The sequence below is a fragment of the Sphingobium sp. RC1 genome (genome assembly GCF_059738765.1).
Genome location: NZ_AP027306.1, coordinates 268,185 through 289,277, shown reverse-complemented (window position 1 = coordinate 289,277; position 21,093 = coordinate 268,185). Strand labels below are relative to the sequence as shown.

The 21,093-nt window shown below is 61.7% G+C and carries 12 protein-coding genes; 5 read left to right on the top strand and 7 right to left on the bottom strand.

What is annotated here, in order from left to right; all coding sequences use genetic code 11:
• Nucleotides 1-17: 17 nt before the first annotated feature.
• The 6 genes from AC6JBC_RS01395 to AC6JBC_RS01370 form a co-directional block, all read right to left on the bottom strand.
• Nucleotides 18-1,964, bottom strand: coding sequence for a flavin-containing monooxygenase (locus tag AC6JBC_RS01395; protein WP_498024978.1), 1,947 nt, complete (start codon nt 1,962-1,964; stop codon nt 18-20).
• Nucleotides 1,965-2,008: 44 nt separating this feature from the next.
• Nucleotides 2,009-3,265 carry an MFS transporter gene (locus tag AC6JBC_RS01390; protein ID WP_498024977.1) on the bottom strand — a complete coding sequence of 419 codons (1,257 nt, stop codon included), beginning with the start codon at nt 3,263-3,265 and terminating at the stop codon, nt 2,009-2,011.
• 182 nt (nt 3,266-3,447) lie between these two features.
• A complete protein-coding gene (locus AC6JBC_RS01385) occupies nt 3,448-5,985 on the bottom strand; it encodes a TonB-dependent receptor (RefSeq protein WP_498024976.1) in 2,538 nt (845 codons plus the stop codon).
• A 275-nt stretch (nt 5,986-6,260) separates the two neighbouring features.
• On the bottom strand, nt 6,261-7,418 hold the full coding sequence (locus AC6JBC_RS01380; RefSeq protein ID WP_498024974.1) for a zinc-binding dehydrogenase: 1,158 nt from the start codon (nt 7,416-7,418) through the stop codon (nt 6,261-6,263).
• A gap of 294 nt (nt 7,419-7,712) precedes the next feature.
• Nucleotides 7,713-8,720 (bottom strand): bifunctional Delta(1)-pyrroline-2-carboxylate/Delta(1)-piperideine-2-carboxylate reductase, encoded by a 1,008-nt coding sequence (gene lhpI, locus AC6JBC_RS01375; protein WP_498024973.1) that lies wholly within the window; start codon nt 8,718-8,720, stop codon nt 7,713-7,715.
• A gap of 1,197 nt (nt 8,721-9,917) precedes the next feature.
• A complete protein-coding gene (locus AC6JBC_RS01370) occupies nt 9,918-10,898 on the bottom strand; it encodes a polysaccharide deacetylase family protein (protein ID WP_498024971.1) in 981 nt (326 codons plus the stop codon).
• 102 nt (nt 10,899-11,000) lie between these two features.
• Between AC6JBC_RS01370 and cofE the strand changes: the two genes are divergently transcribed.
• Genes cofE through cofC form a run of 3 tightly spaced genes read left to right on the top strand, consistent with a single transcriptional unit; the run spans nt 11,001 to nt 13,267 of the window.
• The gene (gene cofE / locus AC6JBC_RS01365; RefSeq protein WP_498024969.1) at nt 11,001-11,756 is read left to right on the top strand and encodes a coenzyme F420-0:L-glutamate ligase; all 756 of its coding nucleotides are present in this window, start codon (nt 11,001-11,003) and stop codon (nt 11,754-11,756) included.
• A complete protein-coding gene (gene cofD / locus AC6JBC_RS01360) occupies nt 11,753-12,685 on the top strand; it encodes a 2-phospho-L-lactate transferase (protein ID WP_498024968.1) in 933 nt (310 codons plus the stop codon). The genes cofE and cofD overlap by 4 nt, the downstream gene beginning before the upstream one ends.
• A gap of 3 nt (nt 12,686-12,688) precedes the next feature.
• Nucleotides 12,689-13,267, top strand: a complete 579-nt coding sequence (cofC, locus tag AC6JBC_RS01355; protein WP_498024967.1) for a 2-phospho-L-lactate guanylyltransferase — start codon at nt 12,689-12,691, stop codon at nt 13,265-13,267.
• A gap of 12 nt (nt 13,268-13,279) precedes the next feature.
• Here the strand turns inward: cofC and AC6JBC_RS01350 are convergent, their stop codons facing one another.
• Nucleotides 13,280-15,541, bottom strand: a complete 2,262-nt coding sequence (locus AC6JBC_RS01350; protein ID WP_498024966.1) for an NADP-dependent malic enzyme — start codon at nt 15,539-15,541, stop codon at nt 13,280-13,282.
• Nucleotides 15,542-15,668: 127 nt separating this feature from the next.
• On the opposite strand from AC6JBC_RS01350, the gene mutS reads away from it, so the two are divergent.
• On the top strand, nt 15,669-18,314 hold the full coding sequence (mutS, locus tag AC6JBC_RS01345) for a DNA mismatch repair protein MutS (protein ID WP_498024964.1): 2,646 nt from the start codon (nt 15,669-15,671) through the stop codon (nt 18,312-18,314).
• A gap of 15 nt (nt 18,315-18,329) precedes the next feature.
• Nucleotides 18,330-21,092 carry a [protein-PII] uridylyltransferase gene (locus AC6JBC_RS01340; protein WP_498024962.1) on the top strand — a complete coding sequence of 921 codons (2,763 nt, stop codon included), beginning with the start codon at nt 18,330-18,332 and terminating at the stop codon, nt 21,090-21,092.
• Nucleotide 21,093: the final 1 nt, after the last annotated feature.

Sequence of the window (21,093 nt, the reverse complement as noted above, 5' to 3'; positions counted from 1 at the left end):
CATCCGTCCGATACCCGTCATTTCAGCACGAAGTCCCGCTTTTTCGGCCCCTGGCTCGCATTCCAGAAATCCACCAGACGCCATGGCCACGACAGGTAATTGCGCTTTTTGCTGTTATTATAATAGCTGTACGCCCTGGGGTGGCTCCAGATCATTTTCGCCATCTGGGTCTCGACCTTGTTCTGCCAGCCGTCGAACGCCTCCTGACTGGGCTGCATCGCGGCCTTCCCCTCGGCCTGCAGCCAGTCCAGGCATTCGACGATGTAGTTGACCTGCCGCTCCGACACCAGATTTTGTCCCGCCGCATGGTTGGGCGCGCTGTTGGGGCCGGTGGTATGAAAATAATTGGGGAAGCCGGGCACCATCAACCCCAAATAGCTGCGCGCGTCGTCGGTGCCCCATTCGTCGCGCAGCCGCCTGCCGCCTTCGCCGACGATGTCGAGGTCGCCCATCATGTTGGCGACGTCGAAGCCGGTGGCGCAGATCAGGATATCGACCGCGATCTCGCGGCCATCCTCCAGGACGATGCCATGGGGTTTGATTTGGGCGATGCCCGCCTGCTCCAGATGGACATGAGGTTTCAGGAACGCCTGGAAATAAGGGCCACGATCGAGGATGATCCGCTTGGAGAAGATTGGGAAAGCAGGCGTCAGCTTTTCCTTTAGGTCGGGGCGGTCTGCGAACGTGCGCTCGACATGCCCCCTGGCGAATTGCCGCATCGCTTCATTGCCCGCCGAGACCGAAAGGGAATCGTGCGGCCATTCGGGGTCGAGCAGCACGTTGGGATAGAGGCCGTCCGCCGCGAACCAGTAGATGCGGAAACGATACCATTCCAGATAATAGGGGATGTGCCGCATGGCATATTTGACGCCGTCGCTGACCACGTCGTCGCCGGGGACCGGCAAGACCCAGTGGCGACTGCGCTGGAAGATATGGAGCTCGCCCACCTCGTCGGCGATCGCGGGGATCAGCTGCGCCGCGCTCGCCCCGGTGCCGATGACGGCGACCCGCTTGCCTTTAAGGTCGAGCGACCTGTCCCAAGTGGCGGTATGGACGCGCGGCCCTTCAAAGGCGTCAAGGCCGGGGATGGCGGGCCATTTGAAGCGGTTGACCACCCCATGGCCGTTGATAACGGCGTTGGCGCGGATGACATGGGCATCGCCGTGCTTGTCGCGCACGGTGACGTTCCAGACGCGGGCCTCGTCATCCCAGATCAGCGTTTCGACCCTGGTGCCGAACCTCGTCCGCCCACGCAGGCCGTATTCGTCGGCGATCCCCTTGAGATAGGCGAACATATCGTCGCCGCGCGGATGATAATCATTCCATTCGGGGTTCAGCGCGAAGGAGAAGGAATAGAAATGGCTCGGCGTATCGACGCCGACGCCGGGATAGCGGTTTTCCCACCAGGTTCCGCCGACTTCTTCATTCTTCTCGATGATCTCGAAGTCGTAGCCGGCCTCGTCCAGCTTGATGCCAGCGGCAAGGCCGGTCATGCCGGCGCCGATCACCAGCACCTTGAAGCCCGGGTCGACCGGCCCGCGACCGGCTCGCGCCTTGCGCGGCGTCTCTTTCCGGAACCCGATCTGATCGTGGATTAGCGGCAGAAATTCCTCGTCCACCTGCTCGTCGAGCCCGACCGACATCATGCGGTGCATGAGCGCCGCGGAGGGTTCCGCGCGCCCTACCCTCGCTGTCGTGAGGATGGCGAGCAGCTTTTCGCGCAGCGCCTCCTGCAAGGCGGGCGGGATCGCTTCGGGGGGTTGGGCAAAGGGGGATTTAATGTGCGGCGCGAACCTGTCCAGCATCGCCTCGTCGCCGCTGATATGGACATAGGCCATGAGCAGGGTGTGGATCTCCCCCTCCTGCAACGCCTGCCGCAGTTCCGGCGTGTCGGCCAGAGGCAGCGGCCGCGCGCCGAGGCGGACGCTTCTTTCCGTCCGGGGCGAGGCAATGTCGAGGGTCATGGGGGCGATCTCCTGAAATGTCCGGGAATGAATTGACGCGCCTTTCAGGCCGGCTGATGGCCTCCGGTGCGATAAGCGCGTCGCCGCTCCATCGTCAGGAAGACCAAAGTCACGACGGCGCAACCGGCGATGATTATGCCCGCAACCGGCGTGTAGCTGCCCGCTTGGTCGCGCAGCACGCCCGCAAGCGGTGGCAGGAAGAAGGTCAACGGCAACGTAACCGGGCTGTAGATGCCGATCACGCGGGAAAGCGAATGCTGGCCGAAGAGGCGGCTGGATACCATGCTGACCGCTGGGAATAAGCCCGCGCCGCCCGCGCCCAGGGTGAGAGAGGCCAACGCCATCACCGGGAACAGGGGCGTCGAGAGGAGAAGCAGCCAGCTGATCCCCATGCCGACGGCGATGAGCGCCAAGGTCGTCGCCGCGCCCAGACGGTTGCTGAGGATGCCGGCGGCGATGGAGCCGATGATCGCCGCCCCGCCCAGGATCGAGAGAAGTCCGGCGGCCTCCTGCATGCTTGCGCCCTGTTCGGCTGCGAAGACCGCAAGATGGGAGACGCCCGTGATGCCGACGGCATTGAGAAAGCCCGCGCCTAGGGCCATGACCCAGAAGAACGGGCTACGCAGCACTGAAGCGATGGCGATAGGCGCGGCATCGCCTGGTTCGGGCGCGGCCACCGTCTGGTCGGCTTCCTTTACCGCCGGGTCCGATATGCCGAGCATCAGCGGCAACAAGGCGATGTGCATCACCGCCAGCGTTAGGTAAAATGACACCAGCCCATAATCGCGTATCACGATCGAACCGACGATCGGCAGCACAGCGACGAGCAGCGGCATATTCGCGATGCCGAGCGCGACGCCCGGACGGTGGCTGTACCAATTGCTTGCGAGCACACTTGCGGGGAAGGGACCGAACATCGCAAGGCCCACGCCGATTGGAAAAGCGTAGAGCAGCATGACCGCCTGGATGGTGGGCGCGACTGCCAGCAGGGCGTAGCCACCGCCCGACACCAGCGTGCCGATCGTCATCGTCCAGCGCAGCCCGATCCGCGCGATCAGCGTGGCGACGAGGGGGCTGGCGAGGCCCATCATCAGCACGGACAGCGACAGCACCAGCGCGGTTTCGCCCCGGGTCGCGCCGTACATTTCCTGCAAGGCGAGGACCGAAACGCCGAACCCCCCAAAGGCGCTGCCGACCGCGACATTCTGGGCCAGAAAGGCGCGCAGCACCATCATCCGCGCTTTTGCACGGGAGGACGCGACGAGTGCGCCGACGATGGTTGCGTCTGATATACTGTTCATTCATAACTCTCCCGCAGCACTGAAGATGGGCGTCTTCGATCGATATGGACGATCCGGCCGCTGTGAACACGGGCTGCGGCGTTCGTCCGTCGTCGGCGCAGGGCGCGCCGACGACGGACGATGATCTGCGCCACCATCAGCTATGCCGCGCCCCACGGCGGCGCCCAAGACCACCGCTATGCTCACTCTTCGCCGAAGCTGTATTTCAGGCGGAGGCCGTACATGCGCGGTTCGCCATAGAGCGTCGAGGCAAACAGGAAGTTGCTGTAACTGTTGGTGTCCGAAATACGGTACAGTTTGTTCGTGAGGTTGGTCGCGAACAGGCCGATGTCGAACCGCGACCCCGCCACCCCGCGCCAGTCGAGGGACGCCGATAGCAAGCCGAACGGTTCGAGCATCGAACCGGGCTCCGTGGATGGAAGGCCGACCGCGTTCGTAAATTGGCTCGCCGTGTGCGAATAGTTGACGAACAGCGACAAGGTGCCCTTGTCGTCGCCAAGAGGCTGTTCGGCCCCGACATGGACGCTCCAGATATAGGGAGCGACATATTGCATCGGCAGGCAGGACTGGTCAGCTATGCCGCCCGGGGCGACTGGCCCGTTGCAGTCGACAGTGCCCGACCCCGACTGGTACAGATATTTCGTGTATTTGGCGTCGGTGTAGCTGAAGTTGCCGCCAACCTCGATCCCCGGGAAAGGCCGCATCGTAGCTTCGACTTCGATGCCCCTGATCCGAGCATCAGCGTTCAAGGTCTGGGCGCCAGCCGCGCCGGTGGTCGCGTTGCGATCGCCCCCGGTGCGCTGGATATCGTTGTAATCGGTGGAATAAGCAGCCACGTTGAGGCGAAGCGGGACGGAGCCGAAACGGAAATCGGACTTCATACCGATTTCGTAGGTCGTTACCTTTTCGGGCAGGAAGCTGCGGGTGTCGGGGTCTGTGCCCTGCCCGAAGCGCACAGCGAAGGTATTGAAGCCGCCAGATTTATATCCGTGGCTGACCTTGCCATAGATCAGCAAGTCGGGCGTGATCTTATAGTCCGCGCCCAGCAGCCAGGACGGGGAGTTCGAACGCTGGATGCCTGTGAACCGGCACGCCTCGGCGGCGGTCGCTTCCGGAACTGTCTCCGCCGTGTTCGCGCAGATCACCGATCCAGGCAGCGCGGGGTCATAATTATATTGCGTGGAAAATCCGGAGACGCGATCCCAGGTGTGGCGATAACCGCCGGTCAGCCGCAAGCCGGAGAGCGAGGGCGAAAGCGCCCCAAGGTCGAGCGTGGCCTGCGCATAGAGCGCCTTCGATCGGGTCTTGATGCCGTAAAAGGCGCGCGAGGGCTCACACAATCCGGTCGCCACCGCCGGGCAATAGGCCAGCGACCGCGATCCTTCGATGCCGCGCGGCCTTTGATCGAAAAAGAAGCCGCCGACGGTCCAGTTTAGATTGCCGTCGATCATCCGGCCCTGAAGCTGCAACTCTTCCGTCCACACCCTCAGATTGTCAGTAGGCAGGCTATTGCGTTCGATCTCGTTGAAATAGGTTACAGGAATATTCGTGCCGGGCAGATTGACTACCCCCGGCGCAGGCAGGTCGATCGGGCTGATGTCGTGCTGCTGAAGGACGGTCGCGTCATTGTCATAATTATAGTTCAGCTTCATCTGCTGATAGCTGACGATATTCCTCAAGGTGAGTTGGTCCGACAGTTCGATGTCGGTCGTGTTGCTCGCGCCCCATGTCTTGGTCTTGCTGAACACATCGGTGGAATACGCCGTCTTACGCGGACCAAGCTGCTGGGCCTGGGCCGATGCGGCGCGATAGACGTCGCAGGAATAGCCGCCCACGAGGTCCACAGGCAGGTTGGCGCACAGCTGAAACGCCGCCAGACTGTCGACATTATATCCCTGGTGAATCAGGCCGGCGCCATTGTTGCTTGAATAAGCCCCATAGACCATGGTGTAGTTAGTAACGGCGTCGGTTGGCCGGAACAGTATGCCGATCCGTCCGGAATACCAATGTTCGTTGTCGCGATCCTTGTTCCACACCACGTCGCGGGTATAGCCATCGCGATTATGATAGGCACCGACCACGCGAACGGCCAGCTTGTCATTGACCGGCAGGTTGATCGCGCCCTCGATATTGGTGCGGTCGTAATTACCCAACTCCCCCCTGATCCAGCCGCCGAACATATCAGTGGGTTTTTTAGGCACGAGCAGGACCGCGCCGCCTGTCGTATTCCGGCCGAACAGCGTGCCTTGCGGACCGGCGAGGACCTGAAGGCTTTCCAGATCGACATAATTGCCCGGGCCGCCTTGCTGGCTGAGCGAAACGCCCGCAGGAAGCGGAACTTCGTTCAGATAGACGACTACGCCAGGCGAAGCCTGGAACGTCGCGCCTTGACCGCGCAGCGTTATGGCGTTGGACTCGCGCGATCCCTGGCCATTCTGGCCGACGACCAGAGACGGCACGCTCGCTTGCAGATCCTGCTCCTTGGCGATGCCCTGTTGTTCTAGGCGCTGCGGCGAGAGAGAGGTGATGGCGATCGGTACGTCCTGTCCGCGCTCTTCGCGGCGGTTGGCTGTGACAATGATCTCAGTGATGCCAGCTTGGGGCTGGTCGCCGGACCCGACCGCCTGCGCAAACGTCGGCGTCGAACCGATGAGCGCCAAGGCGCCCGACAGCAGAGCAGTGCTGTGATAAAGATAAGGGTGCTTGGTACGATCGCGCATTTCCGGTCTCCCCCAAATATATGTGCTGACTTCGATCGACAGGATGAGGAAGCACTTAGGTAGACAGCCGATGATTATCGTTTTCCGGCTAAATCACAGATTATCAATTCTACCATAAGTTCTTCTGATTATTGTATTTTATGGCAATTTCCGCCATGGCGCATGGCGCAATCCTCCCATGACCGCCGAAGCAGTGCCCATGGAGATATTCGAGATATTATGGATAAGGCTGATATTTGGATCGTGAATATCCGGATATCAGCCCCAGCCCCTCATCAGTTCTTGGTTTCGTCTTCCGAGAGCTGAACGATGATCTTGCCGCCGGCATATCCACCCGAAAGCGATGCTGCGAGCGCGTCCGGCGCGCTTTCCAGGCCATGATACATTTGATGCTTGTAGGTGATCTTGCCCTCGCGCCACATCTTGGAGATATCAGAGCGGAATGCATCATTTTCGGACTCGCTGTCCGTCACCACAAAGCCCTGAATCCTCAGCCGCTTGCCTAGGATCATGCCAGTGGACAGGCTGCTCTGCTCGAAGCCATTATATTCCGCCGTCATACCGCAAACGATCAGCCTGCCGAACGGCTTGAAGCGATCAAACACGGGAGCCATCAGATTACCGGCGGCGTTATCGTAATAAATATCGATCCCTTTGGGCGCGAGCCTGTCGAGCTCAGCCCCGACATCCGCGCTCAGCCGGTCGATGCAGGCGTCGGCGCCCAGCTCCTCGGTGACGAAGCGGCATTTCTCGGCGCCGCTGGCGATGCCGATTACATGCAGTCCGTCCGCTTTGGCCAGTTGGATGACCATCATACCCACTGCGCCGGCAGCGGCCGAGATGACGAGGGTCTCACCCGGCTTGGCGTCGCAATAGCGACGATAGCCGACCCAACCGGTGAAGGCGGAAAGCCCTACCATCCCCATATTGGATTCGATCGGCAGCTCTTCGGGGTTGAGGCGCAGCGTGGCTTCGCCATCCACCACTTCGAAATCCTGCCAGAAACGGCCGCCGAAGACATAGTCGCCTTCCTTGAAATCCGGGTGGCGGGATTCGACGACGCGTCCGACATTGCCGCCGGTATGCGGCGACATCGATGGCACCATTCCCGAGCGCATCCGGTCGCCCACGACCATATGGCTCATCAGGATTTCGTCGTCGGAGGCGTCCACGCGGCCCTTCGACGGCTGATTGGATACTTCCGGCTCGAAACCCGCATAGGGCATGATCGGCCGGATGCCCGGAGCGATGGAGATGTAGATATTGCGGATCAGCAATTGGCCCTCACCGGGCTTAGGAATGGCGATCTCGTCGAGCCTATAATCATCGACCGTGGGAATGCCGGCCATCGCACGGCCTATGCGCCAGACCCGGTTTACGCCGTCCTTGAGGCGCCATGCGCCCTTTCCTTCGATTACCTGCTGCTCACTCATGCCATACTCTCCATCGGCTTCTGAAGTTAGTGAGTGCCCGTCAGAGTATTCTGAGCGGGAGGCGCGGCCTACAGGAAGACCCGATTCACCAATTTCGCCTTTTCGTGTATATCATATACAAAACTGTGCAAGCATAAACATGTAACGTTTGCAACACTGTGTGAGGTAGGTTTCACAGCCGTGTCGGACGCTTCAGCAACCTCGCGCCAATGCTCACTCGCACCGGCCGCCTGGTGCGGCAGGGGATTGCCACTGTGGACACGGCGCCCCGCGGACTGTGATACGCGCGGACAGTCACGACATTGCCAGGCTGAAACCGGAACAATGGGCAAAGCCTTCGGCGGCACAGCTTTCAAAAATGAGTTCGGCAGCGACCAGATCCTCCATCGCTACGCCGACGGATTTGAATAGCGTGATCTCATTGTCCGACGTCCTGCCCTCGACGCGGCCTGAACAGAGGGCATGAAGATCGCCGCAAATGTCATCCCACCCAATCTGCCCGGCAGCGATCGCTTGCAGGAGATCGCCCGCTTCTTCCTTGGCAGCGTCATAGCCATCCACGAAAATCCGCGACCGGCCTATGGCGACCGAATCCGCCTCCGCCATGTCGGGCCTGAAAGCGCCAACGAGATCGACATGCGTTCCGGGCTTTAGCAAAGCCCCTCGGATTAGAGGACGGCGCGACGACGTGGCCGCCGAGATGATGTCGGCCTGGGGTACAGCGAGATTGAGATCGGTGACGACCTCTATGGCGATATCGCTCCCCTGCAGATCATGGGCAATCCTCCGCGCCTTTATCGGATCGCGGCCCCAAATCATGACACGCCTGATGGGCCGGACCGCGACATGCGCCTCGATAAGGTGCGGCGCCAGCGCGCCCGTTCCGATCATCAGCAGCGTTGAGGCATCTGCGCGCGCCAGATGCCGACAGACAAGCGCCGACGCGGCGGCGGTGCGGCGTGGCGTTAGCATCGTCCCGTCCATCACCGCCTTCAACCGGCCGGTCCGTGCCTCCATGAAAAAATAGGTCGACTGGATCGTAGGCCGGGTATCGGGTTGAACGGTGATGATCTTCACGCCGCAATGAGCGCCGCGCCGCCATGCTGGCATCAGCAGCAAAGTCGCATTGTCCGGAAGTTCGTAGCCCTGCCGCTCGGGCGACCGCAGATCATCTACAAAAGCGTTGTGAAGCGCCTCCACAAGAGGTGTCATTGGCGTATAGCGACGCACAGCCGCCGCATCGATGAAGAGCGGCGCATCTTCCCTGGCGCTTGGTGGAAAATCTTTGATCGTTACGGTCATTCGGTCGTCCCTCGACACTCGCGGCAGCAGACGCCTGAATCGGTAGCAGGCCATCAACCCAATCGGGCACGGTGGCCAGCAGTCGTCGGCGACAACTCTCACCCGTCATGGGTTGTATACAATATCCTGTCAATTCCTGTTGAGCATGGCTTGGCGACGTCCGTAGCAGGAGCGCTGCAACGGGCGCTGTAATCCGGGTGCAGAATATCTGAGCCGTGCCGTACGTTTGTCTATAGTGGATAACACTCTATCAAAGTACCACATCGAGATTCCCCTGTTCGGCAGACAAGGTTTACCCACCTATTTAGGTTCACCGAAGTGGCAGAATGGCACTCGAAACTAAATCGGCGCAGTTAATGGATAGTCAAGGATCCGCCGCTCGGAAGAAGGAGGCCTGCCGGAACGAATTTGGCGGTCACCTCCCCTCGGCAGATCGATTGACCTCGCCAACGTTGAGAGAGCTTTGCGTGTCGCCAGCATACAGACCCTGGCTGACAGAAAAACGGCAGCAGTTACACGACAAACATGGCGCCTGGTCAAAACACTAATCATACACTCAATGCCTAGCAGCGAGCGATATTGCGCATGGCCGCGCGCGAAGAATTTGGCGATTGTTTCATTTTTTCACAGCGTATTCTGGATGTGAATATGAATTGTGTAAAATCGCGACGCGCGCCCACCAATTCTACGCGTGGATCGGTCAGGGATACCCCGCAACTAGTTAGCTAAATCGAATAGCCAAGCCTTAACAAGGCTATGGCTCGTATGCCAGCGCAGATAGCGAATGGTCGTAGGTTTTGAAGAAGCAAAAAGAATCTGGCAATGAACAAAATATCGACGGATCCCCGGTCGGCCCGACGTCGTAATCTGGTCGGCAGCCGCGGCCGCGTGAATGTCAGCTATCTCCGGGGCTCAGTCCGGAATCGGAAATTCGCCCATCGACCAGATCCGGCCGATCAGCAACCGACAGCACGGCGCCAATGCTCCGAACTCTGCAGCGTCTGGACAGGTCCAAATTGGTCCGTCATAATGTGATCAAGCTGGTGCTTTAACGGCCAGCAGAGATGACCGTGGGAATGAGTGTGGGAAAGCTTCAGCGGTTCTGAAGGGAACGCAGGATATTAGCCACTTTTGGCTTGAACATACTCCTCCCTCCGTCTCCGCCATCTTCCGTAAAATCCCCTCCACCGCCGCTGTTCAGGCCGGGATGAAGCGACGTTCATAGCGCCAGCTGGCCCATAGCTGCTGAACCATCCGGCTCGTGGTGCGAAGACGATCGGGCGGGACGCGGTCTTGCAGGGCGCGACCTTCTGTCGCCAGGGTGGGCAGCAGGTCATGGAAGCCGCAAATACGAAGGCCCGTCAGCTTCGCGGCCTCCTGGCAGAGAGCGGTGAACCGGCGCATCACGGCATGATTGGGACGTTGGCGGTCGCGGGTCAGCATTTCGAAGCTGTGCGTGACGACGACGAACGCGGCGTGCCGCTCGCGCGCCGCGTGGCGCAGGCCGGTGCGCATCTCTTTCGCCGACATCGCGCAGATTTGCGCAGGGCGAAAGCTGCCGGGCCGGTCGGTGATGCCCGAAACGGGAAGCTCACAGACATCGAAGCTGCTCGTGGGAGCGACCTGATCGCGCGCACCGCTGATGCGGCAACCATAGCGATGATAGGCGGGGTTTACGCTGCTGTCCCACGTCATGCCGACATGACCGAGGGCGCGTAGCGTATCGTCATTGGCACCGAAATTGCCTGCTCGAAAGGCCATGGGCGCAGGCGCACCCGCCTCCTCCAGCCATTGCCTGCCCAAGCGCAGCAGGGTGATCTGATCATCCATCGAAAAGTCACCGATATTGCGGCCCAGCCTCCCTTCGACAGGGGAGTGGCGCGCCCAGCGAAGCCATTCGCTGTGAACGTGCAGTTGCACCTCGTGCCCCCGGTCCACGATCGAGGTGACGATGGGCTTTAAAAACTCGGTTCCATAAACCAGCGCGGGCATCGGATCGACGAAGAACACCCCTTTGAGGCCATGTCTTTCCAGCTCCGCCATCTGCCAGCCGATGCCATAGGCTTGCCCCCGAGCCTCTGCCCAGATGGACAGGCGGATATTATCCTCCAGACTTATTCCCCGCTCGTGAAGCAGTGACGATAATTCTGTGTCCACGGTGATCAGTAGGGCAGTCATTGCCAAAGCTCCTACCCCATCCATGTTAAGGAGCAGTAACGCCGCCCTGATTATGACGACAGGGCGGCTACCCACTGGACCAGTCGCGCGCTACAGCGCCTTATGATTTCAATTCACCCGCTGACCGGCATGGCTGAAATTTGTGCCGGTGACGATTTGGCCGTCCTGCTGCAAGACACTCTGAAGGTGGCAGGGCTATTGCCGTTGCTGGACGGGGACGTACTGGTCGTCACGCAGAAGATATTGTCCAAGGCGGAAGGTCGCATGGTCGATCTTGCCCAGGTCGAGCCGACGCCGGAGGCTCTGGAATTGGCGACAATCACCAGAAAGGACCCGCGCCTTGTCGAACTTGTGCTGCGGGAAAGCGTCGCCGTCGTCCGTGCCGTGCCCCATATATTGATCACTCGTCACAGGCTGGGCCATGTCATGGCCAATAGCGGCATAGATCGGTCGAATATCGGCCCGGGCGGCCCGGAACGGGCGTTGCTGTTGCCCCTCGATCCTGATCGCTCAGCTGCCGCGATCAGCCATGCCCTTACCGACGGCGGGATCGCGCCTGGGGTGGTGATATCCGACAGCTTCGGACGGCCATGGCGCTACGGGGTGGTTGGCGTTGCCATAGGCGCGGCACACTTGCCTGCGCTGATCGACCGAAGGGGAGACAGGGACAGGGATGGCCGCCGCCTGGAAGTGACGCAGATCGCCTTGGCGGACCAGATTGCGACCGCCGCCGCATTAGTCACAGGCGAAGGGGCCGAAGGCATTCCGGCCGTGCTTATGCGGGGATTGCGCTTGCCCCAGGGCGACGCGCCTGCAACGGCGCTTGTCCGGCCGCTGGAGGAGGATCTGTTTCGATGAGCCGTATCGTGACGCTGACTGGCGGCGTGGGCGGTGCCAAGCTGGTGCTGGGGCTCATGCGTATTTGCCCGCCGGAACAGATTATCGCCATTGTGAACACGGGCGACGACTTCCGGCACTTCGGGCTCGCCATCTCTCCTGACATCGACACCCTTCTCTACACCCTGTCCGGTAAGGCCAATGCGGCCCAGGGCTGGGGCCGGGAAGGCGAGAGCTGGAGCTTCATGGACGCCCTCAAATCCTTGGGCGGCGAAGATTGGTTCCTGCTGGGCGACGGCGATCTGGCGCTGCATGTGCTGCGATCTCATCTGCTGGCGCGGGGAGAGAGGCTGAGCGCGATTACCGCCCGCTTCGCTGCTGCATGGGGGCTGGACCTTACCATCCTGCCGATGAGCGATGACCCGGTTGCGACGCATCTCAACACCAGTGAAGGCGACATGCCGTTCCAGCGCTATTTCGTCGAACGCCGCTGCGCGCCAGAAGTGCGGGCCATTCGTTTCGAAGGGGCAGAGCGCGCTAAACCGGCGGCAGGCGTGATCGAAGCGATCACCGCCCCTGACACACGGGCCATTGTGATAGCACCGTCCAATCCCTGGCTGAGCATCGATCCGATCCTGGCAGTGCCTGGCATCCGGGAAGCATTGGTCTCCGCTCGCGCGCCGATTGTTGCGGTGTCGCCGATCGTCGGGGGCCAGGCGGTCAAGGGACCCACCGCCAAGCTGATGCAGGAGCTGGGCCTGACCGTGACTAATAAAAGCATCGCGGCCCATTATGCGGATGTGATCGACGGACTGCTAATCGACGAACGCGACGACGCCTCTGACATTTCGATCCCGCATTACGTTTGCGACACGCTGATGAAGACGCTGGAGGACCGGGAAAGGGTTGCGCGTGGCGCTCTGACGCTGGCGAACCGGATCGCCAGCTGAACCGTGCGCTGCTGGATCGTCATCCCGGTCAAGGCGCCGCAATTGTGCAAGACACGGCTATCCCCTGTGCTTGGTGAGGATGAGAGGCGAAGGCTGGTGGCGACGATGCTGCGCCGAACGGTTACTGCCGCTCAAACAGTTGCGGGGCGGGAGGAGGTTTTATTGCTGGGGCCGTCGCGCCATGATCTGGCAGAGGATATTCCACTGCTCAACGATCCGGGGCAAGGCCTGAACGTAGCCCTGACCAGCGCACGGGACGCGGCGATTGGGGAAGGGGTTGATCGGCTGTTGATATTGTCGGCTGATCTTCCTTTGATCGAGCCTGACGATGTGACGGCACTGCTGAACCTGCCGAGGGATGGCATCGCGATCGCGCCCGATCATGCGGGCACCGGCACCAACGCTCTGTCACTCCCCCTGCCGGGCGCGGCCGAGTTCCGCTTCCATTATGGAGAGGGCAGTTTTACCGCGCATAAGGCCGAAGCGGACAGGCTCGACCTGCCTTTTCGCAGCGTGCAACGGCCCGGACTGGAACTCGATATCGATCGTCCGGAAGAGCTCGCGCTCTGGCGGCAGGGCTAGCCCTGACCGCCCTTAGAGAGCCACCCCTGCCGAAGCCAGTACCGCCAGCGTCAGCAGTTCGGACGCGTTGGATGCCATGGTCGCGATCTGCACCGACTTCTCCATGCCCACGAGCATCGGGCCGATCATCGTCGTGCCGCCCAGTTCGCGCAACAATTTCGCCGAGATGTTGGCTGACTGCAAGCCGGGCATGACGAGTATGTTGGCGGGGCCGGACAGGCGGCTGAAGGGATAATTTTTCATGACGGCGGGATTAAGCGCCGCATCCGCGGTCATTTCGCCCTCATATTCGAAATCAACGTTCCGGCCATCGAGAACCTTCAGCGCATCGCGGACATTTTCCAGATGGCCGCCCGGCGGGTTGCCGAAGTTGGAATAGGACAGGAAGGCGACGCGCGGGTCATGGCCCATGCGCCGTGCGACCGCGACAGTGCCCTCGGCGATGTCGGCCAGTTCGTTGGCCGATGGCCGTTCATTGACGGTGGTGTCGGCCAGGAACACCGTCTTGTCCTTCGACACCATGATATGGATGCCGAAGGCAGTGCGCCCCACCACCGGGTCCATGACGCGCTTCACCTCGCGCAGAGTCTGGGCGAACGGCCGCGTCACGCCCGTGATCATCGCATCTGCGTGACCCATGCTGACAAGCAGGGTGCCGAAGATATTGCGATCGCGATTGACCATGCGTTCGCAATCGCGCCGCAGATGACCGCGCCGCTGCAAGCGGCTGTAGAGCGTATCCACCATCTCGGGCACCAGAGGCGAATTGACGCTGTTGTGCAGTTCAAAACTTTCAGGATCGCGGACGCCAAGCGCCTTCAGCTTGTCATAGACCTCGTTCCGGCCGACGAGAACGGGGATGCCATAGCCAAGGTCACGGAACTGGATGGCGGCGCGCAGCACTACTTCCTCCTCCGCTTCTGCGAACACAACGCGCTTGGGATTGGCCTTGGCAACCTCATAGGCCATGGTGAGGACCGAAGTCGTCGGGTTCAACCGGCCTTTGAGCGACTGGCGATAGGCCGCCATGTCGGCAATCGGTTTTTGCGCGACTCCGCTTTCCATCGCCGCCTGCGCGACCGCTACCGGAACAACCTCCATCAGACGCGGGTCGAACGGCGCCGGGATGATATAATCGGGACCGAAGCTGTGCGAACGGCCGTAAGCCTTGGCGACTTCCTCCGGCACCTGTTCGCGCGCCAGTTCGGCAATGGCATGCGCCGCTGCTACCTTCATCGGTTCGTTGATACCCGTTGCGCGCACGTCCAGAGCGCCCCGGAAAATGAACGGGAAGCCCAGCACATTGTTGACCTGGTTCGGATAATCCGAGCGGCCGGTAGCAACGATCGCATCCGGGCGAACTTCCAGAACATCGGGAGGCGCGATTTCCGGGTCAGGATTGGCCATGGCGAAGATGATCGGCTTTGCCGCCATCGCCTTCACCATGTCCTGCGACACCGCTCCGGCAACCGACAAGCCGAGGAACACGTCAGCGCCCTTGATGGCTTCGCCTAGCGTGCGGGCGTCGGTCTTCACCGCATGCGCCGATTTCCACTGGTTCATTCCTTCGGTGCGGCCCTGGTAGATCACACCCTTGCTGTCGCACATGATGACATTGTCGTGCGAGACGCCGATCGCCTTGATCAGTTCGGTGCAGGAGATGGAGGCGGCCCCTGCGCCATTCACCACGACCTTCATGTCCTTAAGGTCGCGCCCGGTCAGCATCGCCGCATTGATGACGCCAGCGGCGGCGATGATGGCCGTGCCATGCTGGTCATCGTGGAAGACCGGGATGTTCATCCGCTCTTTCAGAGTCTGCTCGATGATGAAGCATTCCGGCGCCTTGATATCTTCAAGGTTGATGCCGCCAAAGCTCGGCTCCATCAGTTCCACCGCATCGATGAACTTGTCGACGTCCTCGGTCTTAAGCTCGATATCGATCGAATCCACATCGGCGAAGCGCTTGAACAGCACCGCCTTGCCTTCCATCACCGGCTTGGACGCGAGCGCGCCCAGATTGCCAAGGCCAAGGATCGCTGTACCGTTGGAAATGACCGCGACCAGATTGCCCTTGGCCGTATAGTCATAGGCGGTCTGCGGATCGGCGGCGATGGCGCGCACCGGCACGGCGACACCCGGCGAATAGGCAAGGCTGAGGTCGCGCTGCGTCGCCATTGGCTTGGACGCGATGATTTCGATCTTGCCCGGCCTGCCAGTCGAATGGAAGAACAGCGCCTCGCGCTCGGAAAATTCCACACTCGACTTATCAGCCATGACGCATCCGCCCCTCTATACCTAGTAAACAGGCCCTAGCGGCAAGCCCGACCTGTCGGCAAGCGCGAGCGGCACGTTTTTTCATGCCCTTTCCTGAACTGCCGCTTGCGGCTATCGCCTGTCGGTCATGCACAGCCCCAAGGAAAACGCCGCGACCCAGCCGACGCCGATGATGGCGCAATATCTGGCGTTGAAGGCTGAGGCGCAGGATTGCCTGCTCTTCTACCGCATGGGCGACTTTTTCGAGCTTTTTTTCGACGATGCCAAGGCGGCAGCGGCTACGCTGGACATCGCACTCACCAGCCGGGGGGAGCATGGCGGCGCGCCAATCCCCATGTGCGGCGTGCCGGTGCATAGCGCCGAAAATTATCTGGCGCGGCTGATCAAGGCCGGACACCGGGTCGCCATCGCCGAACAGACTGAAACCCCCGCGGAGGCCAAGGCGCGCGGCAGCAAGGCGCTCGTGGCCCGCGCCATCGTACGCTATGTCACGGCGGGCACGCTGACCGAGGAGACGCTGCTCGATTCCAGGCGCGACAACATGCTGGTGGCGCTGGCCCAGACGGGCGGCGATGGGGCAGGCGAGATCGGGATAGCCGCAGCCGACATTTCCACCGGACGGTTCGAAACGCTGACGCTGCGGATAAGCGACCTGCCCGCCGAACTGGCTCGGCTGCGGCCGAGCGAGATCGTCGTGCCCGAGGGCCTCGCCCTCGATCTACCCGAAGCTCACCCGTTCGATCGTGCGGCATTTTCCAGCAATCGGGCCGAGTCAGCGCTCAAGCGGCTGTTTGGCGTAGCTACCCTCGATGGATTCGGCCAATTCAGCCGGGCGGAGCTGGCCGCGATGGGCGGACTGGTCTCCTATCTCGATCATGCGGGCAAGGGCACCCTGCCCTTTCTGGCGCCCCCCGTTCGCAAGGCGAGTGGCACCCATGTGGCGATCGACGCCGCCACCCGGGAAAGCCTGGAGATCAGCGCGACGATGAGCGGCGCGCGCGCGGGGAGCCTGTTGGGGGCGGTGGATCGGACGGTCACTGGCGCGGGCGCCCGGCTGCTGGCGCAGGACCTGTCGGCGCCGTTGATGGACCAGAGCCTGATCGAGGCGCGGCTGGGTCTGGTGCAACTCCTCCATGACGACCCGCTGCTGCGCGATCAGTTGCGTGCCGCGTTAAGGGCATTGCCCGACGTCGGGCGAGCGCTTGGGCGTATCGCCGTGGGCCGAGGCAGTCCGCGCGATCTGGGACAGCTGCGCGACGGGCTTAATGAAGCGCGAATGCTCCGCGAAAGACTTGGGCGATTGCCGGATCAACCGCCGCTGCTCCAGCAACTGCTGCCAGCCCTCGATGGCCACGGAGCGTTGGTGGACAGCCTTTCGCGGGCGCTGGTTCCCAGTCCGCCGACCGAGACGGCCAATGGCGGATATATTGCCGACGGTTACGATCCGGCTCTGGACGAGCTGCGGCGGATGGCAGGCGACGGACGGCGGGCGATCGCTGCTCTGGAGGCAAGCTATCGCGAGCGCACCGGCATCGCATCGCTGAAGATCCGGCACAATGGCGTGCTTGGCTATCATGTCGAAGTGCCCGCACGCGCCGCCGATCCGTTGATGCAGCCGGACAGCGGCTTCACGCACCGCCAAACGCTGGCGGGCGTGGTGCGATTCAATTCGGTCGATCTGCATGAACAGGCCGGACGGGTCGCGCAGGCGGGTGCCCATGCGCTGGTGGCCGAGGCCGCGCATCTGGAGGATCTTGTCGAGGCCGCCCTGGCTCGCAAGGCAGAGATCGCACTGGCCGCTGATGCGCTGGCCCGGCTGGACGTTGGAGCAGCGCTGGCGGAACGCGCAGCCGAAGGGGGCTGGCAGCGGCCGCATTTTCTACCCCAGGAGGGCGGTGAACCCTGCCTTGAGATCATCGGCGGCCGACATCCCGTTGTCGAGAACGCGCTGCGGAAGGAAGGGCAGCCCTTCGTCGCCAACGATTGCTGTCTAGGTGCAGAAGACCGGCTTTGGCTGGTCACCGGCCCAAATATGGGCGGCAAATCCACCTTCCTGCGGCAGAATGCGTTGATCGTGATTCTCGCGCAGGCGGGCAGCTATGTGCCTGCTCAATCGGCGACGCTGACATTGGTCGATCGGTTGTTCAGTCGCGTGGGGGCATCGGACAATCTCGCACGCGGGCGATCGACCTTCATGGTCGAAATGGTGGAAACCGCCGCGATCCTTTCGCAGGCGACGGAACGCAGTTTCGTCATCCTGGATGAAGTCGGGCGCGGCACATCCACCTATGACGGTCTGGCCCTCGCCTGGGCGGTCGTCGAAGCGGTGCATGAGGTCAACCGCTGCCGGTGCCTGTTCGCGACGCACTATCATGAACTGACACGGTTGGCGGAGTCTCTCTCGTCGCTATCGCTACATCATGTGCGTGCCCGCGAGTGGAAAGGCGATCTTATCCTGCTTCATGAGGTGGCGGAGGGGCCAGCAGACCGCAGCTATGGCCTCGCCGTCGCGCGGCTTGCCGGGCTGCCGCCCGCCGTTCTGAAGCGTGCCAAGGATGTGCTGACCCGACTGGAGGCTGGCCGGGCAAAGACTGGCGGCATCGCAGCGGGCCTGGATGACCTTCCCCTCTTTGCCGCCGCCGCAGCGCAGGAAGAGGAAGCGGTCGATGCTCTGCGCGCCGCGCTCGACATGATCGATGCCGATGCTCTTTCTCCCCGTGAGGCGCTGGAGCAGCTTTATCGCTTGAAACAACTGGCCGCCGCCAGCAGCTGACACTAGATTGAGCCTATGGTCATGCAGTTCCCCTCCCTTGGCTCTCGCCGTTCCATCATCGACCGGCGCGAGATTTCCGACAGCATCAACGCGCTGGCGCAGGAACATAGGGGCGACCCAGCGAAACTGCGGGGGTTGGTGGTTCGCGAACTGAAGACTGCGCTGGATGCCGGACGCGTCGATGTCGCGAAGCGGTTGGAGGCAAAGCCCACGCGGGGACGCGAGGCCGTGACCGCCTTTGCGTTCCTGATCGACCAGATTCTGCGCCTGCTCTACGATGCAACCACGCATCATCTTTATCCTGCCAGCAATCGCAGCACGGGCGAGCGCATCACCCTGATGGCCGTAGGCGGCTATGGCCGTGGTGAAATGGCGCCGCATAGCGACGTCGATATCGCCTTCATCACGCCATGGAAGCCAACCGGGTGGACCGAGCAGGTCATCGAATCCATGCTCTATTCGCTCTGGGACTTGGGCCTAAAGGTCGGGCATTCGAGCCGGTCGATCGATGAAACCATGCGCATGGCCAAAGCGGATTTGACCGTGCGCACGGCACTGCTCGAAGCGCGTTATGTCTGGGGCGACCGAGCGCTGTACGAGGACACCGCCAAGCGGTTCGATGCTGAGGTGATGCAGGGGACGGCGCGCGCTTTCGTCACAGAAAAGCTGGTGGAGCGGGACGATCGGCACAAGCGCATGGGCGATAGCCGGTATGTCGTTGAACCCAATGTCAAGGAAGGCAAAGGAGGGCTGCGCGACCTCCACACGCTGTTCTGGATCGGCAAATATGTGAATCGGGTGAAGTCCGTCGCCGAACTAGTGGATGTGGGCTTGCTGACTGATCTGGAACTGCGGCAATTCCAGAAGGCAGAGGATTTTCTTTGGGCCGTCCGATGCCATCTGCACATGATCACAGGGCGGGCGGAAGATCGCCTGACGTTCGATCTACAGCTGGAGACTGCCACGCGGATGCACTTTACGGGGCGGCAGGGCCGCTCCGGCGTGGAGCGCTTCATGCGCTATTATTTCCTGAACGCAAAAATCGTGGGCGACCTGACCGCCGTGTTCCTTGCGCATCTGGACGACCAGATGGCGGCGAAAGGGCGGCGCTATATTCCATCCATATTCCGTCGTCCCAAGAAACTGGACGGGTTCGTGCTGGACCGCGGTCGGCTCGCGCTGCCAAGCGACGACTTTTTCCAACAGGACCCGGTGCGGTTACTCGAAATATTCGCGGTGGCCGATCGCCATGAATTGGGCATCCACCCAAGCGCCATGCGCACCGCCAGCAGGGACGCGGGCCTGATCACGGCAAAAATCCGCCGCGATGCTCGCGCCAACGCCGCATTCATGGATGTGCTGACATCGCCCCGTGATCCGGAAACGGTGCTGCGCTGGATGAATGAATCGACGGTGTTCGGCCGGTTCATTCCCGATTTCCGCCGCGTCGTGGCGCAGATGCAGTTCGATATGTATCACCATTATACGGTGGACGAGCATACCATCCGCGCAGTCGGGCTTCTGGCCCGGGTGGAGAAGGGCGATCTGGTGGAAGACCATCCGCTGTCCACCGAGATCATGGGCAAGCTGGTGTCGCGCCGGGTGCTCTATGTCGCGGCTCTGCTGCACGACATCGCGAAGGGCCGTGGCGGCGACCATAGCGTGCTTGGCGCCGAGGTAGCCGACCATCTCTGCCCGCGCCTTGGCCTGACGCCGGCCGAAACGGAAACCGTCGCCTGGCTGGTGCGCCATCATCTGCTGATGTCGGCCACGGCGTTCAAGCGTGATCTGGCCGATTACAAGACGATCCTCGATTTCGTCGAGGTGGTGCAGAGCCCCGAGCGCCTTCGCCTGCTGCTCTGCCTCACCGTCGTGGACATCCGCGCCGTCGGTCCCGGCGTGTGGAACAGCTGGAAGCGACAGCTGCTAGGCGACCTTTATGAGGCTGCCGAGGAAGTGCTGCGGCTTGGCCACAAGCAAAAGGGTCGCGGTGAGCGCGTCACCGCCAAACAGGAATCGCTGCGCAAGGCGCTCGGCATGTCGAAGGCCGACTTCCAGAAGCTCAGCAAGCGCCTGCCCGAATCCTACTGGATCGCCGAGCCTGAGGACATCCTGATCCACAATGCGCAGCATATCCTGGCGTCGGGCGATTCGCCCTTATCGATTGCTGCGCAATATTATCCGCAGCGCGGCGCCACGCTGGTCACCGTCTATGCCGCTGACCATCCGGGCCTGTTCTACCGGATCGCCGGAGCGATCCATCTGGCGGGCGGCAATATCATCGATGCGCGCATCCATACCACGCGCGACGGCGTCGCCATCGACAACTTCCTTGTGCAGGACCCGTTGGGCGGCGCATTCCATAGCCCGGAACAACTGACCCGTATCCGCAATGCGATCGAGGATTCGCTGGCGAATCGCCATCGCATGATCACGAAGCTGGAAGCGCGCCCCCTGCCCCGCACCCGCGCCGAAGCGTTCCGGATCGAACCCAATGTGCTGATCGACAACAAGGCGTCCAATCGGTTCACGGTGATCGAGGTCAATGCACGCGATCGCCCGGCCCTGCTCTTCAGCCTTGCCAACGCATTGTTCCAGTCGAAGGTCACTGTGCATAGCGCCCATGTCGCCACCTATGGCGAACGCGCGGTCGATACATTTTATGTGACCGATCTTTTGGGCGGCAAGATTGAGAGCAAGGCACGTATCCAGACATTGGAGCGGCGGTTGCTCGAATCGGCTGGCGGTGAGATTGGCGAGGCTCTGGAGCAGGCCTGAA

Bases quoted from the DNA above. Each gene is read 5' to 3' on its own strand.
- AC6JBC_RS01370 (WP_498024971.1), bottom strand. From the start codon at position 10,898: ATGACTGCCCTACTGATCACCGTGGACACAGAATTATCGTCACTGCTT.
- cofD (WP_498024968.1), top strand. From the start codon at position 11,753: ATGAGCCGTATCGTGACGCTGACTGGCGGCGTGGGCGGTGCCAAGCTG.
- mutS (WP_498024964.1), top strand. From the start codon at position 15,669: ATGCACAGCCCCAAGGAAAACGCCGCGACCCAGCCGACGCCGATGATG.
- AC6JBC_RS01395 (WP_498024978.1), bottom strand. From the start codon at position 1,964: ATGACCCTCGACATTGCCTCGCCCCGGACGGAAAGAAGCGTCCGCCTC.
- AC6JBC_RS01350 (WP_498024966.1), bottom strand. From the start codon at position 15,541: ATGGCTGATAAGTCGAGTGTGGAATTTTCCGAGCGCGAGGCGCTGTTC.
- cofE (WP_498024969.1), top strand. From the start codon at position 11,001: ATGATTTCAATTCACCCGCTGACCGGCATGGCTGAAATTTGTGCCGGT.
- AC6JBC_RS01380 (WP_498024974.1), bottom strand. From the start codon at position 7,418: ATGAGTGAGCAGCAGGTAATCGAAGGAAAGGGCGCATGGCGCCTCAAG.
- lhpI (WP_498024973.1), bottom strand. From the start codon at position 8,720: ATGACCGTAACGATCAAAGATTTTCCACCAAGCGCCAGGGAAGATGCG.
- AC6JBC_RS01385 (WP_498024976.1), bottom strand. From the start codon at position 5,985: ATGCGCGATCGTACCAAGCACCCTTATCTTTATCACAGCACTGCTCTG.
- AC6JBC_RS01340 (WP_498024962.1), top strand. From the start codon at position 18,330: ATGGTCATGCAGTTCCCCTCCCTTGGCTCTCGCCGTTCCATCATCGAC.
- AC6JBC_RS01390 (WP_498024977.1), bottom strand. From the start codon at position 3,265: ATGAACAGTATATCAGACGCAACCATCGTCGGCGCACTCGTCGCGTCC.